Annotated in this window: 19 protein-coding genes; 10 read left to right on the top strand and 9 right to left on the bottom strand. The window is 69.0% G+C overall.

Going from position 1 to position 15,131, the window contains the following annotated elements; all coding sequences use genetic code 11:
- Window positions 1-50 precede the first annotated feature (50 nt).
- The 4 genes from J4E04_RS20140 (at window position 51) to pyrE (ending at window position 2,721) form a co-directional block, all read left to right on the top strand.
- Window positions 51-680 (top strand): type III secretion system chaperone family protein, encoded by a 630-nt coding sequence (locus J4E04_RS20140; protein WP_056444305.1) that lies wholly within the window; start codon window positions 51-53, stop codon window positions 678-680.
- A gap of 55 nt (window positions 681-735) precedes the next feature.
- The gene (locus J4E04_RS20135; protein ID WP_204869786.1) at window positions 736-1,524 is read left to right on the top strand and encodes an SDR family NAD(P)-dependent oxidoreductase; all 789 of its coding nucleotides are present in this window, start codon (window positions 736-738) and stop codon (window positions 1,522-1,524) included.
- A 69-nt stretch (window positions 1,525-1,593) separates the two neighbouring features.
- A complete protein-coding gene (locus J4E04_RS20130; RefSeq protein WP_222633151.1) occupies window positions 1,594-2,160 on the top strand; it encodes a hypothetical protein in 567 nt (188 codons plus the stop codon).
- A 24-nt stretch (window positions 2,161-2,184) separates the two neighbouring features.
- On the top strand, window positions 2,185-2,721 hold the full coding sequence (gene pyrE, locus J4E04_RS20125) for an orotate phosphoribosyltransferase (RefSeq protein WP_037186299.1): 537 nt from the start codon (window positions 2,185-2,187) through the stop codon (window positions 2,719-2,721).
- Window positions 2,722-2,724: 3 nt separating this feature from the next.
- Here pyrE and thiD read toward each other — a convergent pair whose 3' ends face one another.
- From thiD to J4E04_RS20105, 4 genes are all read right to left on the bottom strand, one after another.
- The gene (gene thiD / locus J4E04_RS20120) at window positions 2,725-3,513 is read right to left on the bottom strand and encodes a bifunctional hydroxymethylpyrimidine kinase/phosphomethylpyrimidine kinase (RefSeq protein ID WP_056443661.1); all 789 of its coding nucleotides are present in this window, start codon (window positions 3,511-3,513) and stop codon (window positions 2,725-2,727) included.
- A gap of 75 nt (window positions 3,514-3,588) precedes the next feature.
- Entirely contained in the window at window positions 3,589-5,064 is a 1,476-nt protein-coding gene (locus tag J4E04_RS20115; protein ID WP_490149467.1) for a hypothetical protein, read from the bottom strand.
- A gap of 205 nt (window positions 5,065-5,269) precedes the next feature.
- Window positions 5,270-6,511, bottom strand: a complete 1,242-nt coding sequence (locus J4E04_RS20110) for an MFS transporter (RefSeq protein WP_222638856.1) — start codon at window positions 6,509-6,511, stop codon at window positions 5,270-5,272.
- Window positions 6,508-6,954: a MarR family winged helix-turn-helix transcriptional regulator gene (locus J4E04_RS20105; RefSeq protein WP_222638989.1), complete on the bottom strand. Its 447-nt coding sequence runs from the start codon at window positions 6,952-6,954 to the stop codon at window positions 6,508-6,510. The genes J4E04_RS20110 and J4E04_RS20105 overlap by 4 nt, the downstream gene beginning before the upstream one ends.
- 76 nt (window positions 6,955-7,030) lie before the next feature.
- Between J4E04_RS20105 and J4E04_RS20100 the strand changes: the two genes are divergently transcribed.
- Complete coding sequence (locus J4E04_RS20100) at window positions 7,031-7,729, top strand: lysoplasmalogenase family protein (RefSeq protein ID WP_307109549.1); 699 nt, start codon at window positions 7,031-7,033, stop codon at window positions 7,727-7,729.
- Here J4E04_RS20100 and J4E04_RS20095 read toward each other — a convergent pair.
- Both J4E04_RS20095 and J4E04_RS20090 read right to left on the bottom strand, forming a co-directional pair.
- Window positions 7,650-8,156, bottom strand: a complete 507-nt coding sequence (locus tag J4E04_RS20095; RefSeq protein ID WP_307109548.1) for a methylated-DNA--[protein]-cysteine S-methyltransferase — start codon at window positions 8,154-8,156, stop codon at window positions 7,650-7,652. The genes J4E04_RS20100 and J4E04_RS20095 overlap by 80 nt on opposite strands.
- Window positions 8,153-8,563, bottom strand: a complete 411-nt coding sequence (locus tag J4E04_RS20090) for a hypothetical protein (RefSeq protein WP_222646754.1) — start codon at window positions 8,561-8,563, stop codon at window positions 8,153-8,155. The genes J4E04_RS20095 and J4E04_RS20090 overlap by 4 nt, the downstream gene beginning before the upstream one ends.
- 110 nt (window positions 8,564-8,673) lie before the next feature.
- On the opposite strand from J4E04_RS20090, the gene J4E04_RS20085 reads away from it, so the two are divergent.
- Genes J4E04_RS20085 through J4E04_RS20075 form a run of 3 tightly spaced genes read left to right on the top strand, consistent with a single transcriptional unit; the run spans window position 8,674 to window position 11,283 of the window.
- On the top strand, window positions 8,674-9,462 hold the full coding sequence (locus J4E04_RS20085; protein WP_027506419.1) for an SDR family oxidoreductase: 789 nt from the start codon (window positions 8,674-8,676) through the stop codon (window positions 9,460-9,462).
- 1 nt (window position 9,463) lies between these two features.
- Window positions 9,464-10,138 carry a TrmH family RNA methyltransferase gene (locus tag J4E04_RS20080; RefSeq protein ID WP_027506418.1) on the top strand — a complete coding sequence of 225 codons (675 nt, stop codon included), beginning with the start codon at window positions 9,464-9,466 and terminating at the stop codon, window positions 10,136-10,138.
- A gap of 47 nt (window positions 10,139-10,185) precedes the next feature.
- Entirely contained in the window at window positions 10,186-11,283 is a 1,098-nt protein-coding gene (locus J4E04_RS20075) for a glycoside hydrolase family 76 protein (protein WP_027506417.1), read from the top strand.
- Window positions 11,284-11,309: 26 nt separating this feature from the next.
- On the opposite strand, the gene J4E04_RS20070 is transcribed toward J4E04_RS20075, so the two are convergent.
- Both J4E04_RS20070 and J4E04_RS20065 read right to left on the bottom strand, forming a co-directional pair.
- Window positions 11,310-11,987, bottom strand: a complete 678-nt coding sequence (locus J4E04_RS20070; RefSeq protein ID WP_051613508.1) for a DedA family protein — start codon at window positions 11,985-11,987, stop codon at window positions 11,310-11,312.
- A 15-nt stretch (window positions 11,988-12,002) separates the two neighbouring features.
- On the bottom strand, window positions 12,003-12,836 hold the full coding sequence (locus J4E04_RS20065) for a DedA family protein (protein WP_231476412.1): 834 nt from the start codon (window positions 12,834-12,836) through the stop codon (window positions 12,003-12,005).
- Window positions 12,837-13,027: 191 nt separating this feature from the next.
- On the opposite strand from J4E04_RS20065, the gene fbaA reads away from it, so the two are divergent.
- Window positions 13,028-14,068, top strand: a complete 1,041-nt coding sequence (fbaA, locus tag J4E04_RS20060) for a class II fructose-bisphosphate aldolase (protein ID WP_027506415.1) — start codon at window positions 13,028-13,030, stop codon at window positions 14,066-14,068.
- A gap of 53 nt (window positions 14,069-14,121) precedes the next feature.
- On the opposite strand, the gene J4E04_RS20055 is transcribed toward fbaA, so the two are convergent.
- The gene (locus J4E04_RS20055; RefSeq protein ID WP_056695874.1) at window positions 14,122-14,649 is read right to left on the bottom strand and encodes an Rv0361 family membrane protein; all 528 of its coding nucleotides are present in this window, start codon (window positions 14,647-14,649) and stop codon (window positions 14,122-14,124) included.
- 57 nt (window positions 14,650-14,706) lie between these two features.
- On the opposite strand from J4E04_RS20055, the gene J4E04_RS20050 reads away from it, so the two are divergent.
- Window positions 14,707-15,123, top strand: a complete 417-nt coding sequence (locus J4E04_RS20050; protein WP_027506413.1) for a DUF3151 domain-containing protein — start codon at window positions 14,707-14,709, stop codon at window positions 15,121-15,123.
- Window positions 15,124-15,131: the final 8 nt, after the last annotated feature.

Below are 15,131 nucleotides of genomic sequence, written 5' to 3'. Positions count from 1 at the left end.
GACGACGGCGCCGTGCCTCGGGAAAAGTACAGTGGAGAGCGATGACAGCGATGTGGTTCGGCCTTGCTCTGATCGCACTCCTCGGTGCGGTGGCACTGCTGTACATCGATCGCGCCCGCCGCGGACAGCAGGGCCGGGTGCGTCAGATCTGGGCGAAAGCGCAGGGCTACCACTACGTTCCCGCCGATCCCGACCTGCCGTCGACCTTCTCGCGCGCGGCCATGGCGAACCAGGAGTTCCTCGGTGCCGTCGACGTGGTCGAGGGTGTGCGACGCGGCGAGGAGTTCGTCCTGTTCGACCTCGAGGACGCCGCGACCGTCGTGGCGGTGCGCCGCGAGGTGGGATCCGACGTCGACCTCGATCTGCGGTCCCGCACGACGCCGCCGCCGAAGGAGGCCGACATGCAGCTCCTCGGCTCGCTGGGTCCGCGCATCATCTTCGCGACCGACCTCGACGTGGCACGGCGAGTCTGTGACCAGCGCATGGTCGCATTCACGCACTCGGTGCCCGATGTGGTGCAGCTGCTGTGGAGCGAGGGTCCGTGGACGCTGGGCACCGTTCCGGTGGGCAGTTCGGGACGCGACTGGGACGCCGCGATCGACGCCGTCACCCGCCTGTCCGGCCTTCTGCACGTGTTGCCGCCCTCGCGGCGCCGCGCAGCACCCGGACGCGACGACTGATCGTTTCATCAGCCACGTGCTGCCGTGAGGAACCTCACCCGTTAGTCTCGTGCGCATGTCGACTCCAACACCGCGGCCCATCGCACTCGTCACCGGTCCGACGTCCGGCATCGGCGGCGGGTTCGCCCGCCGTCTCGCCGCCAGTGGCCACGACCTCGTCCTGGTCGCCCGCGACACCGTCAGGCTCGAGGCACTGGCCGACGAGCTACGCGCGTCGTACGGCACCTCGTCGGAGATCCTGGGCGCGGACCTCGCGACCGAGGAGGGCCGCGCTGCCGTGGTCGCCCGACTGCAGGAGGGCGTGCAGGTCCTGATCAACAACGCCGGCTTCGGCACGTCCGGCGAGTTCTGGACGGCGGATCCCGCGCTGCTGCAGTCGCAGCTCGACGTCAACGTCACCGCCGTCATGCAGTTCACCCGCGCGGCGCTGCCGTCGATGATCGCGGGTGCGAAGGGCTCGGTGATCAACGTCGCCAGCGTCGCCGGCCTGATGTCGGGTCGCGGTTCCACGTACTCCGCGTCGAAGGCGTACGTCGTCTCGTTCAGCGAGGGTCTCGCGGGCGGTCTCGCCGGCACCGGCGTCCGCATCCAGGCTCTGTGCCCGGGCTTCGTGCGGACCGAGTTCCACGAGCGCGCCGGCATCGAGATGTCGTCGATTCCGTCGTTCATGTACCTCTCCGTGGACCAGGTCGTCGACGCCTCGCTCGCCGACCTGGAGAAGAACACCGTGCTGAGTGTGCCTGGGCTTCAGTACAAGTCACTGACTTCGGTATCGCGTCTGGTGCCCCGTACCATCGCTCGCCGCGTGGTCTCCCTGGTCGGCAGCGCGCGCGGTCGCACGTAAGCTCCAACGGCCGGGACGAACCCTCGACCTCGGGTCGACGTTCATACTCGACGGCGCTATGTTTCTGGTGTGACTGTTGTGGCCCTGGTGGCGTTCGTGATGATCATCGGTATCGGCTGGATCGTGTCGGTCGTCCGGCGGACACGTCGGTCGGCCGACTCCGTCGCTGCCGGACTGAACCTGCTCGAGATCGAGCTCGATCGACGACGGGCCGTGATCCCCGATCTCGTGCGCGCTGCCGTCGACGCCGATCTCGACCGCGCCGCCGTGAACCAACTCGTCGGAGCGCGGTCGCTGTCGGCCATGATGCGGGATCGGCGCGCCGAGCTCGGGGCCCGGGCCGGCGCCGAGAACGCGCTGTCGGTCGCGCTGCACGAGGTGCTCTTCGACGGTCGGGCCAGTGGGCCTCTCGGGTGGGACTTCAGCTCGCCCGCAACGGAACTCGATCGCATCGAGCATCGCGTCGCCGGGGCCGTCCGCGTGTACAACACGCAGGCCTCGTCGTTGGCCTCGCTCGCCGACTCGCCGCTGTCCGGACCCGTCGTCCGGCTGTTGGGCGTCCGGGCGCCCGCTGTGTTCGCCGAGACCGCGGACGCCGACACGGCGTGGTTGCGGGCGCCGCAGCACGCCGCCTGAGCGCACCCGATAGATTCACTGCTCGTGGCAGCTACCGAGAAGTCCGAACTGGCAGAACTGGTCCGCGAGTTGGCCGTCGTGCACGGGAAGGTGACGCTGTCGTCGGGCACGGAAGCCGACTACTACGTCGACCTCCGCCGTGCGACCCTGCACCACCGCGCCGGTGCGCTCATCGGGCAGCTCATGCGAGAACTGGTGTCGGACTGGGATTTCGACGCCGTTGGCGGACTCACCATGGGTGCCGACCCCGTCGCGTTGGCGGTGATGCACGCGCCGGGCCGTCCCATCGACGCGTTCGTCGTCCGCAAGGCGGCCAAGGCCCACGGCATGCAGCGCCAGATCGAGGGCCCGGACATCGTGGGCAAACGGGTCCTGGTCGTCGAGGACACCACCACCACCGGCAACTCCCCGCTCACGGCCGTCGCGGCTCTGCGTGACGCCGGTGCCGTCGTGGTGGGCGTCGCTACGGTGGTGGACCGCGCCACCGGCGCCGACGCGGTCATCGCGGCCGAGGGTCTCGAGTACCGGTCCCTCCTCGGTCTGGGCGACCTGAACCTCTGAGCTCTACTGCCAGCCGACGGCGGTGAAGGGCGCGTTCGTCGTCACGCGGCCGACGATGCCGGCGTGCGCGAAGTCCTTGGCCGTGGCCACCGCGTCCTGGACCGAGGAACCCTTCGCCAGCTCGGCGGTGATGGCGGCGGCGAAGATGCAGCCGGCTCCGGAGACGCGCTCCTCGCCGATCTTCGGCGCACGGAACACCGAGACGTCGGTACCGTCGAACAGGACGTCGACGGCCTCGTCGCCGGGCAGACCCGCGCCGCCCTTGACCACCACGTAGCGCGGTCCGAGGTCCGCGATGCGGCGGGCGGCCTCCGACAGATCGTCGACGGACTCGATCGAGTCCATTCCCGACAGGGTCTGCGCCTCGAAGAGATTGGGCGTGACGACGGTCGCGAGCGGGAGGATTTCGGCGCGCAGGGCGTTGTCCGTGTCCAGCGCCGCCCCCGGCTCCTGGCCCTTGCAGATGAGGACGGGATCCACGACGACGTGTCGCCACGGCTGCTGACGGAGCGACTCGGCGACGGTGGCAACGGTCTCGGGTGTGCCGAGCATGCCGATCTTCACGACGTCCAGTGAGTGGGCAGCCGTCGCCGCCTCGATCTGGTCGGCGATCACCGGTCCCGCGATGGGGACGAAACGGTGGCCCCACCCGGCCTTCGGATCGAACGAGACGATGCAGGTGATGGTGCCGACGCCGTAGACCCCGAGCCGCTCGAACGTCTTGAGGTCGGCCTGCAGGCCGGCGCCTCCCGTGGCTTCGGATCCGGCGATGACGTAGGCGAGTGTCGGCATGTCTTCATCATCCCAAAACGCCGAGAGCGCGTGGGTGCGGGGCCGAGAGAGCCCCCGCACCCACGCGCTCGGTCGTCAGGAGCGAGTGCCCTTGCGACGCGAGAGTGCGAACGCACCGACACCCGCGACGGCGACGACGGCCACGCCGGTGCCGATCGCGGCGACGGGCAGTCCGCCCTCGTCGTTCGAGGCACTCGCCTGATCCGACCCCGAGAGGCTCGACTCGGACGACACGAGACCGATCTCCGGCAGTTCGCCGGCGACGATGACGTTGCCCTCCTCGTCGTCGGTGAAGTAGTCGACCACCTTGAACGTGCGCGTCGGGCCGTCGACGTAGAAGCCGATGAGACGGATTCCGGAGGCGGTGACCTCGACCGTGGTGGAGTCGATGGTGGCGACCTCGACGTCCTCCTTCTTCTCGTCGCCGACCTCGACCGTGACGGTCTCCTTGGCGGCGTTCTCCGCGGCAGCCTCGTCGGCGGCCTTCTTGTCCGCGGCATCCTTCGCAGCTGCGTCGGCCTCGGCCTTCGCTGCTGCGGCGGCCTCGGCTGCTGCTGCCGCCTCGGCGTCACCGGCTGCTTCGAGCCGCTTCGCGTTCTCCTCGGCGACCGTGGCGGCCACCTGCGTCGTCGCTGCCTTGACGACAGCGGCGAAGAGCGTCGACGCCTTCGCGTACGCGGCCTGGATCGCCGTGGTGACCTTGGCGGCGTCGAGCGTCGCGAACGCGTCACCGACGGCCTTCAACGACTCCTCGGCAGCCTTCGTGGCCTCCTCCGCGGCGGTGCGCGCGGCGGCTGCGGCCTCGGCCTTCGCATCGGCGTCCGCACGCGCGGCCTCTGCCTCGGTCGGATCCGCGGCAGCGTCGCCCTCGAGCTCGTCGGCCTTGTCCTTCGCAGCGTCGGCCTCGGCCTGAGCGGCGTCCGCCTTGCTCTTCTCCTCGTCCGCTGCAGCCTTGGCGGCGTCCGCCTCTTCCTGCGCCTTGGCGGCGACACCGGCGGCGACGATGCTCTCCTGCTCGGCGACCGACGCCGATTCCTCGGCCTTGGATGCCTCGAGCTCGGCCTTCGCTTCGTCGACCTCGGCCTCGGCAGCGGCGTCGCCGCCCTGCGCTGCGGCGATGGCGTCGTCGAGGAATGCCTGCGCCTTCTTGATGGCGTCGACGGCGGCCTTGGTGGCGTCCTTGGCCACCTGCAGTGCCTTCTTCTCGTCCTCGGTCAGCTTCGCGTCGATGTCGACCTTGATGGAGGAGTTGCCCTCGTCGTCGACAACGACGGAACCGGTGACCTGCGGCAGCGGCCGGGCCGGGGGAGCGGTGGTGGGCACGGTGGTGACCGGCGGCGCATCCGTCGCCGAGGGAGCCTGCTCGGTGCTCGACGTGGCGGGAGCCTCGGTGGTGGTGCTCGTGGAGGACTCGCTGCTCTCCGAGCTGTCCGGCTGATCCTGCTGGGCGACGGCCACGGCGGGTGCGGCGACAGCCAGCGACACGGCGAGCACGGCGCCTGCTGCAGCGAGCCGCGTCCTGCGGGCACGGGTGATGGACTTGTCCGACATGAATGGCCTTTCGATACCGAAGACGGCATTCCTGCCGTATCCGAGAAGCGGTGAAGAATGGTGTACGCGTCCCCCGACCGAACAGAACGTACCTTCCGGTCCGCCTAGACCTTTACTTCAGAGTTACTTCGTCATCGAAGTGTGACCTTTGGTGCAGATGGTGTTCATGCGGTGAATGTGACTGGTGTGATTCAGTTTTCCCTGGTCAGTCGCCCACGGTCAGTGCTGTCGCCTCGTCGACGCTGTGCGGTGCCGGGTCGTGATCGTCGACGTGTGCGAGGACCTTCCGGCCGGTCGCCAGGACGCCGATGGCCAGGAAGGTGCAGGCGGCGCCCACCCAGAACGGCACGTGCACATTGGATTCACCGAGCTTGCCGGCGAGGTACGGGGCGGCAGCGCCGCCGGCGAACCGCACGAAGCTGTAGGCCGCCGAGGCGGTGGACCGTTCGACCGGCGCCGAGATCATGACGGTCTCGGTGATGAGGGTGTTGTTGACGCCGAGGAACAGTCCGGCAAGGACGACGCACACGATCAGAACCGGCTTGCTCTCCGTGAACAGAGCCATCGCGGCGAGGTCGGCGGCGAAGAGGAGCAGCGCGAGCATCATCATGTTCAGCGTCCCGAACCGGCGCTGCAGGCGCGGTGCGAGGAACACCGAGGCCACCGCGAGCGCGAGTCCCCAGCCGAAGAAGATGAAGCCGATCGCGTAGGTGCCGAGGTCGAGCGGGAACGGCGTGTAGGCGAGCAGGGTGAAGAATCCGTAGTTGTACAGCAGTGCCGTGATGCCGACCGTGAGCAGCCCGCGGTGCCGCAGTGCGCGGAAGGGGTCCGCGAGAGAGGTTCGGTGCGTGGGCTTCTCGCCCTCCGGCAGCATGACGACGAGCAGCACGACGGCCACGGCCATCAGGACGGCGACGCCGAAGAACGGGCCCCGCCAGCTGATGCTGCCCAGGACGCCGCCGACCAGCGGGCCGGTGGCGATGCCGATGCCCAGTGCGGCCTCGTACAGGATGATGGCCCGCGCGACGCCACCGCTCGCGGCGCCGACGATCGTCGCCAGGGCGGTCGCGATGAAGAGTGCATTGCCCAGTCCCCAGCCGGCGCGGAACCCGACGATCTGGGTGATGGTGCTCGACGAGCCTGCGAGCGCGGCGAACACGATGATGATCGCGAGACCGGCCAGCAGTGTCTTCTTCGGGCCGAAGCGCGACGAGACGACGCCCGTGACGAGCATCGCCACGCCCGTCACCAGCATGTAGGACGTGAACAGGAGAGACACCTGCGACGGTGTCGCGTTCAACTGTTCGCCGATGGGCTTGAGAATGGGATCGACGAGGCCGATCCCCATGAAGGCGATGACACTGGCGAACGCCACTGCCCACACGGCCTTCGGTTGCTGCAGAAGGCTCGGCTGGGACGCGTCCTTCTTCTCCTCGATCGTCGTCACGGGTGTTCCTTTCGTGCTGTGTTCTTGAGTACCGAGCGCAGGTCGTCGAGGCCCTCGACGATGCGTCGGAGTTGGTCGGGATCCGGCTCGCCCAGGTGGCGGAGCAGTCCGTCGCCGATGGCGCGACGCGAGTCGGCGAGCCAGGTGCGTCCGCGGTCCGAGATCGACACGACCACGGCGCGGGAGTCGGTCGGATCCGTCATGCGGTCGACGAGACCGTTCTCGTGGAGCGTGCGCAGCAGGGCTGTCGCCGAGGGTTGCGAGCATCGGTCGAGGCGGGCGAACTCGCTGATCCGGATCGCGCCGTACTCGTCGAGCAGGGAGAGCGCGCGCGACCACGTACGGGGATGCTCCGCGGGCGCGACCGAGGCCGCGAGCCGGGTGAAACGCGAGGTCGTGGTGACCAGTTCGGACAGCAGTGTCCGCAGTTCGTCGGTTCGCATCGCCGTGGTCTGCACTCCCTTAACGTTACATAAGCGAACTATCGAAATCCAGTGTGGGGTCGGCTACGGTGTCCGCATGCCGTCCGGGTCGTCCGCCACGCTGGTCCGCAGGGCCACGACCCTGGCCTACGCCGTCGCTGCGGCGGGCACCATCGTCGGTGCCGCCACGCATCGACCCGTCGTGCAGGCGGTGTGCAAGCCGCTCCTCATGCCGATTCTCGCGGTGCGGTCCGGCGCCCACCGCTCGCCACTGCTGGCTGCGGGGCTCTCGGCGGCGACGCTCGGCGACGTCGCGATGATCGATCCGGACGACGATCGCCGGTTCACTGCGGGGGCGTCGTCGTTCGCCGTCATGCAGGGGTGCTGGTCGGTACTGTTGCATCGCAACGGTTCTCGCGCGCGGCCGCACCATGCTCTGCTTCGAGCGGCGGGATGGGCGGGCGGCGCCGTGCTGGCCACGAGACGCGCCCCGACCATTGCACCGATCTCCATGGCCTACGGCGTCGCCCTCGGTGCCATGTCCGTTCTCGGTGCGGACGGCGACACCCGTGCCGTCGTCGGATCGACGCTGTTCACCGTCTCCGACGGCATGGTGCTCGTGCGGCGGACCACGGCCGACGCGCGCCTGCGCGACGTCCTCGAGGTCGCGGTACTCGCGACCTACATCGGCGCTCAGTACGCGCTCGTCGACTCCCTCACGAGAACAGCGTCGGGGTTCCCGACTCGAGATCGAGCAGCAGGCGTTTGCGCTCGACGCCGCCGGCGAAACCCGTGAGGCTGCCGGACATTCCGATGACGCGGTGGCACGGCACGACGATCGACAACGGGTTCCGGGCGTTGGCCGACGCCACCGCTCGCACCGAGGTGGGCCGGCCGACGGCGACGGCCAGAGCGGAGTACGTCCACGTCTCGCCGTAGGGGATCGTGCGGAGCGCGGCCCACACCTCGTTCTGGAATTCGGTGCCCACCGGGGCCAGCTCGAGATCGAAGCGGCGCCGCCGGCCGCCGAAGTACTCCGCCAACTGATCGCGGATCTCGTCGAACCCGTCCGCCCGGGCGGTGCCGATCCGGCCGGGAGCCGGTGCCGGACGGTGACCGGGAAAGTAGACGCCCGACAGCGCCGTCCCGGTGCGCACGACGGTGAGAGGACCCACCGGGGTGTCGAGAACGGTGTGGTGCCGGGTCGAGTCGGTCGGTGTCACAACCGGATCCGCGTCCGGTCGTCGGGATCGACGACGACGGGAACGGTCGCGCCGACCTCGTACCGAACGGACCCCGTGCGTCGGACGGTGCCCGGGTAGGACCCCGACCCCGGCACGGTGATCGTGAGGTCGACCTCCGTCTCGGCTCCGATCTCCCGTACCTCGTCGACGACGGCCCACCCCTCGAGCCCGTGGTCGCGCATGCGGCGTTCGTCGGCGGTCGGGCGCCCGGCAGCCATCATCGCGAGTCCCAGTGCCGCGCCGAAGCCCGCGACCAGCGCAGCGATCTGATACGGAACGGTGCCGTCCGGGGCCTTGGGCAGGAGCACGAGCGCCCAGACCGCCAGCACGACGACGTAGATGGCGGTGACCACGGCCACCGCCCGACCCACTCTCTCGTGGTCCATCGACTCGGATCCCTCCCGTGACCGCCTCCGAGGGCACCGGAAGCTACTCGGCGGTAAGTTTTCGGCTCACCGCTCTGTTGCAGCTCAGCCCGACCCTTTACTCTTCAGACATGTCTCAACCTACTGTCTTCATCACCGGCGCAGCAGCCGGCATCGGGCGGGCCACCGCACTCACGTTCGCCGCCGCCGGGTACCACGTCGGTGCGTACGACATCGACGAGACGGGACTGGCCTCTCTCGCGAAGGAGATCGCGGCGAAGGGCTCGACGTCGACGACGGGAATCCTCGACGTCACCGACACCGCGCAGTTCACCGAGCGCCTGAAGGAGTTCGACGAGGCGGCGGGCGGGCGACTCGACGTGCTCATCAACAACGCGGGCATCCTCATCGCGGGCCAGTTCGCCGAGCAGGCCATCGAGACGCACCGCAAGCAGTTCGACATCAACGTCGGCGGCGTGCTGAACGGGCTGCTGGAAGCGTTCCCGTACCTGAAGAAGACGCGCGGCGCCCAGGTGGTGAACCTGTGCTCCGCCTCCGCCATCTACGGCCAGCCCGAGCTCGCCACGTACGGCGCGACCAAGTTCGCGGTGCGCGGGCTCACCGAGGCGCTCGACCTCGAGTGGCACAAGCACGACATCGCCGTGAAGGCCATGTGGCCGCTCTTCGTGCAGACCGCCATGACCAAGGGGATCCAGACCGGTACCACCGGTTCGCTGGGCATCAAGTTGACCGCGCAGGACGTCGCCGACGCGATCTTCAAGTCGACGCAGCCCGCCAAGCGGATCTACCACAAGGTGCACTTCCCGGTGGGGCTCCCGTCCAAGGCGCTGTCCATGGGCTCGCGGTTCTCCCCAGTCTGGCTGACCCGCGAGGTCAACCGCCGTCTGTCCCATTCCTGAGTTGACCGAGAACGACCGCAGCGACGAGGCGGGTGCCACCGAGTGGGGTGAGCACCCGCGCGGCGTACCCGCCTGGGACGTCGAGCGTGACGGGCCGCGGCCCACCGATCCCCGCTACGACCCGGAACTCCTCGACGAGGGGGATCGGCGCAACGTCGTCGACGCGTACCGGTACTGGACGCGCGAGGCGATCGTCGCGGACCTGGACACGCGCCGGCATCCGATGCACGTGGCCATCGAGAACTTCGCGCACGACGCCAACATCGGGACGGTCGTCCGCACGGCCAACGCGTTCGGCGCCGCCGCGGTGCACATCGTCGGGCGTCGGCGTTGGAACCGTCGCGGTGCGATGGTCACCGATCGCTACCAACACATCGAGCATCACGAGACCGTCGAGGCGCTGACGGCGTACGCGGCGGAGGCGGGCCTGACGGTGGTGGCCGTCGACAACGTGCCCGGGTCCGTCCCGCTCGAGACTGCCGTTCTCCCGCGGAATGCGCTGCTGCTCTTCGGTCAGGAGGGCCCGGGCGTGACCGACGACGCGCGCGCCGCCGCGTCGATGACGGTGTCCATCGCGCAGTTCGGCTCCACCCGCAGTATCAATGCCGGTGTCGCAGCCGGGATCACGATGCACGCCTGGATCCGGCAGCACGCGGATCCCGACCTGGCCTGGTGACCGTGCCCGACGGCTCCCGAGCCGAGGGGTACTGGCAGGATCGAATCATGCACGACACGTGGTCCTCCAGGGCGGACGCCGCCGAGGAGGCCGTCTTCTCTCGCCACGTCCGCCGTCTGTGGGGACTGCCGGGGACGGCTCTGGGTGTCGTGGCGTGGCCGCCGGTCCGACGGGAGCGGTTGTTCTTCCGCTGGCACTACTGGTGGCAGGCGCACCTCATCGACTGTGTGGTCGACGCCGAGGAGCGGGCGCCGTCGGCGCGCCGCCGACGACGGCTGGCCCGGATCGCGCGCACCCACCGGCTGCGCAACCTCACCGGCTGGACCAACTCGTACTACGACGACATGGCGTGGCTGGGGCTGTCCCTCGAGCGAGCGCAGCGTCTGCACCTCGTCGACAATCGCACCGCGATCGCGGCCCTGGAGTCGGAACTGTTCGACGCCTGGGATCCGGCGCACGGGGGCGGTATCCGCTGGTCCAGGAAGAGCGACTTCTTCAACGTGCCGGCCAACGGCCCGGCGGCGGTGCTGCTCGCACGGACCGGCAAGCTGTGGCGCGCCCAGGCCATGGCCGACTGGATCGACGCGACTCTCGTCGATCCGACGACCCATCTCGTGCTCGACGGCATCCACGCCGACGGCCGCGTCGAGTCGCCGATCTACTCCTACTGCCAGGGTGTCGTGCTCGGGGCCGAGACCGAACTCGCGATCAGCCTCGGTGACGACAAGCACCGCGAGCGCGTGCATCGACTCGTCGCCGCCGTGCAGCAGCACCTCACGAAGGACGGCGTGATCATCGGCGGCGGGGGAGGGGACGGCGGCCTGTTCAACGGGATCCTCGCCCGGTACCTCGCACTGGTGGCGACGTCGCTGCCCGGAGACGACGACGAGGACCACGAGGCGCGCTCGGTCGCCGCCGACATCGTGCTGGCGTCGGCGGAGGCCGCGTGGGACAACTGCCTGTCCATCGAGGGCCTGCCGCTGTTCGGCAGCGACTGGTCCGCCATCGCCAAGCTGCCCTCGTTCGGTGCGTCGATCGCCCGGTTCAGCGCCGGCACCGTCACGTCGTCGTCCGTGCCGGAGCGCGACTTCTCCGTCCAGCTCGGCGGCTGGATGTTGATGGAGGCGGCGCACAGCCTCGGCTGAACGTCAGCCGTCAGAGATCGTGCACGTCAGAGATCGTGCACTTCAGTGGTCTCCACCGGCTTCTTCATCTCCTTGCGGTACTGGTACAGACCGAAGATGGTGCCGACCACGATCGAGACGATCATCAGCGTGAGCACGGTGGGGAACAGCCACGACACCTTGTCGAGCACCGCTCCGAAGTAGAACCCGATCAGCAGCAGCACGGGTGCCCAGATGAGCGCACCCAGCGTGCTGGCGATGGTGTAGCGGCGGTGGTTCATCCCACCGGCACCGGCGACCATCGGGCACAGGGTCCGCACCCACGGGATCCAGCGCGCGACGAGCACCGCCCAGAAGCCGTGTTTCTCGAGAAGTCGGTTGACCTTCTCCAGATTCGCGGTGTTGACGTACTTGCCGTTCTTGCGCGCCACGAGGCGATGACCGGTGCGTTTACCGATCATGTACCCCACCTGATTACCGGCGATGGCGGCCAGGAACGCGCCCGCGGACAGCGCCCACACGTGCGAGGTGCCCGACGCGTGGGCGGCCAGTCCGATACCGGCGGTGATCAGCAGCGAGTCGCCGGGAAGGAAGAGGCCCACGATGACGGCGCACTCGAGGAACACGAAGGACACCACGATGAGCCAGACCAGGGTGGGCCCGGCCGATTCGAGGAATCCCATCGCGCCGCCTTCGGCGAGCACGGTGCTACCGGCGAGAAGCATGAACGGGGGACCGATCTACGAGGACGAGTCGCGCGGAGCGGGCTCGGTGCGCTGGACGGGCTCGGACCACTGAGCTGGTTCCGACCGCTGAGCAGTGTCCGACCTCTGGGCCGGCTCGGACCACTTGGACGGCTCGACCTTGCCGTCGAGCTTGCCGTCGAACGCGTCGACGGCCTCACCGAGCGGGGTGCGGCGCGAGGAGACGATCCGCTTGCCGACCTCCCAGGCGATGGGCAGGACGGAGACGGCGACGATGAGCAGGAAGATGATGTCGACGTTGTCGCGGATGACGGCGATCTGGCCCAGCAGGTAGCCGAGCAGCGTGACGCCCGAGCCCCAGACGATGCCGCCGACGACGTTGTAGGTGATGAACGTGCGATAGCGCATGCCCGAGGCGCCGGCCACGACCGGCGCGAACGTACGCACGATGGGCACGAAGCGCGCCAGGAAGATGGTGATGGGACCGTGCTTCTCGAAGAACGCGTGCGACTCGTCGATGTAGCGCTTCTTCAGGAAGCGGGCGTCGTCCGTGAACAGGCCCGTGCCGGCCTTCTTGCCGATGAGATACCCGGCCTGATCACCCAGCACCGCGGCGATCGGAATGGTCACCAACAGCACCCACAGCGGCGCGAACGGCTCGATCTCCGCGCTCTTCGACGCGGCGATCAGACCGGCCGTGAACAGCAGCGAATCGCCCGGGAGCAGCGGGAACAGCAGGCCCGACTCGATGAACACCACCAGCAGCAGACCGACCAGGACCCAGGTGCCGAACGAGTTCAGCAGGTTGACGGGATCGAGGAACCCCGGCAGCAGGGCGAGGTCGGTCACGGAGGCGGCCACGGTAGTCACAAGCGCCCACAGTACCGGCGAGAGCAGCCGATACCCGCACGCCGAGTGGCGGGTAGTACAACTCACGAGCAACTCTCAGCAACTACCGGCGAGTAGATCGGGCAGGGCGCGACCGGCGTCACCTCGGTTGACATACTGCTAGTGACCGCACCTGATCGGGTGCCCCGTTCGCTCACCGTGGAGGTTTCTTCGTGCCGATCGCAACTCCCGAGGTGTACGCCGAGATGCTCGGCCGCGCCAAGGAACACAAGTTCGCTTTTCCCGCCATCAACTGCGTGGGATCCGAGTCCGTCAACGCGGCCATCAAGGGCTTCGCCGACGCGGGCAGCGACGGCATCATCCAGTTCTCCACCGGTGGCGCGGAGTTCGCGTCCGGCCTCGGTGTGAAGGACATGGTCACCGGCGCCGTCGCGCTCGCCGAGTTCGCCCACGTCGTCGCCGCGAAGTACGACGTCACCATCGCGCTGCACACCGACCACTGCCCCAAGGACAAGCTGGACACCTACGTGCGTCCGCTCCTCGCGGTGTCGCAGGAGCGCGTCGACGCCGGGAAGAACCCCCTCTTCCAGTCGCACATGTGGGACGGCTCCGCGGTGCCGATCGACGAGAACCTCGAGATCGCCAAGGATCTGCTGGCCCGGGCCGCCGCGGCGCGCATCATCCTGGAGATCGAGATCGGCGTGGTCGGCGGCGAGGAGGACGGCGTCGAGGCGGAGATCAACGACAAGCTGTACACCTCGAACGAGGACTTCCTGAAGACGGTCGAGGCGCTCGGTGCCGGCGATGCCGGATCGCGCTACCTGTTGGCCGCGACGTTCGGCAACGTCCACGGCGTCTACAAGCCGGGCAACGTCAAGCTCAAGCCGTCGGTGCTCGCGGACGGCCAGCGCGTCGCCACCGAGAAGCTCGGACTCGCTGCCGGCTCCAAGCCCTTCGACTTCGTCTTCCACGGCGGCTCGGGCTCGGCCAAGAGCGAGATCGAGGAGGCCCTCGAGTACGGCGTCGTGAAGATGAACGTCGACACCGACACCCAGTACGCGTTCAGTCGGCCCATCGCCGGCCACTTCTTCAGCAACTACGACGGCGTGCTGAAGGTCGACGGCGAGGTGGGCAACAAGAAGGCCTACGACCCGCGCAGCTACCTCAAGAAGGCCGAGGCCGGTATGACGGCGCGCGTCGTCGAGGCGTGCAACGACCTGAAGTCCGCCGGTCGGAGTGTGTCAGCGGGCTGACCCCCGTGCGCCTCTTGCGCATCCCCGGATGCGCAAGAGGCGCACGAGCGCGGTCAGGCGCAGACCTTCCAGGTCTCGCCGTCCAGCGCGAGGTCGAACGTGCGCGCCGAGGGCTCCGCGCCCTCGGTGCGCGCGGTGACCTGTGCGATCGCCGTCGTCTGATCCGGCGGTTCCGCTTCGGTGATCTGAATGGTGTCGACGCTCTGTACCACCGGCACCGTTCCGGATGCGACGGCGGCGTCGTGCGTCGCGGCGAAGTCGGCCTCGGAGATGCCGCCGTAGAAGGACGCCAGCGCGCCGCACGTGACGCCGCGCAGAGCGGTCAGGTCGCCGTCACGCAACGCCGCGGTGAAGGTGTCGATCGAGGTGCGGATCTTCTCGTCGTCGCTCGGACCCGTGACGCTCGTGCCGCCCCGCAGCAGTGCGAACGCCACGACACCCGCGATCGCCAGCAGGGCCACGAGGGCCGCCGCGATCCACGGTCCGCGCCGCCGTCCACCGGAGCGCGTCGACACCTTCTTCGGTGCGGCGCTGGGTTCGATGCGGCGCGGTGCGGCGGGGCGCGAGTTATCCGGGGACACGCGTGCACCTTATCCAGCGCCCGACGTCTCCCGCGCGCTCCGTGGGAGACTGTCTTCATGACTTCCTTCGGTGATCTCCTCGGTCCCCAGCCCACCCTGCTGCCCGGCGACGACGAGGCCGAGTCCGCTCTCCTGAACCACACGGCCCCCGAGGAGGTGGCCGCGGCGCACCCCACCGCGTCGATCGCGTGGGCCTACCTCGCCGAGGCCGCCCTGTCCGACGGCCGCACCATCACCGCGTACGCCTACGCACGCACCGGCTACCACCGCGGTCTCGACCAGCTGCGTCGCAACGGCTGGAAGGGCTTCGGACCCGTGCCGTACAGCCACGAGCCCAACCGCGGCTTCCTGCGCTGCGTGGCCGTCCTGGCCCGCGCCGCGCAGTCGATCGGGGAGACGGACGAGTACGCCCGCTGCCTCGACCTGCTCGAGGACTGCGATCCGCGCGCCGCGGACGAACTCGGCGTCGGCTAGCACCAGCT

The sequence above is a fragment of the Rhodococcus sp. NFXS4 genome (assembly GCF_058139645.1).
This window is presented reverse-complemented; position numbering and strand designations above follow the sequence as displayed.

What these genes read in the sequence shown, in the direction of transcription:
- J4E04_RS20075 (WP_027506417.1), top strand. Translation starts at nt 10,186, where the DNA reads ATGCACGACACGTGGTCCTCCAGGGCGGACGCCGCCGAGGAGGCCGTC.
- J4E04_RS20115 (WP_490149467.1), bottom strand. Translation starts at nt 5,064, where the DNA reads ATGTCGGACAAGTCCATCACCCGTGCCCGCAGGACGCGGCTCGCTGCA.
- J4E04_RS20140 (WP_056444305.1), top strand. Translation starts at nt 51, where the DNA reads ATGTGGTTCGGCCTTGCTCTGATCGCACTCCTCGGTGCGGTGGCACTG.
- J4E04_RS20135 (WP_204869786.1), top strand. Translation starts at nt 736, where the DNA reads ATGTCGACTCCAACACCGCGGCCCATCGCACTCGTCACCGGTCCGACG.
- J4E04_RS20090 (WP_222646754.1), bottom strand. Translation starts at nt 8,563, where the DNA reads ATGGACCACGAGAGAGTGGGTCGGGCGGTGGCCGTGGTCACCGCCATC.
- J4E04_RS20085 (WP_027506419.1), top strand. Translation starts at nt 8,674, where the DNA reads ATGTCTCAACCTACTGTCTTCATCACCGGCGCAGCAGCCGGCATCGGG.
- J4E04_RS20070 (WP_051613508.1), bottom strand. Translation starts at nt 11,987, where the DNA reads ATGCTTCTCGCCGGTAGCACCGTGCTCGCCGAAGGCGGCGCGATGGGA.
- J4E04_RS20100 (WP_307109549.1), top strand. Translation starts at nt 7,031, where the DNA reads ATGCCGTCCGGGTCGTCCGCCACGCTGGTCCGCAGGGCCACGACCCTG.
- thiD (WP_056443661.1), bottom strand. Translation starts at nt 3,513, where the DNA reads ATGCCGACACTCGCCTACGTCATCGCCGGATCCGAAGCCACGGGAGGC.
- J4E04_RS20050 (WP_027506413.1), top strand. Translation starts at nt 14,707, where the DNA reads ATGACTTCCTTCGGTGATCTCCTCGGTCCCCAGCCCACCCTGCTGCCC.
- J4E04_RS20105 (WP_222638989.1), bottom strand. Translation starts at nt 6,954, where the DNA reads ATGCGAACCGACGAACTGCGGACACTGCTGTCCGAACTGGTCACCACG.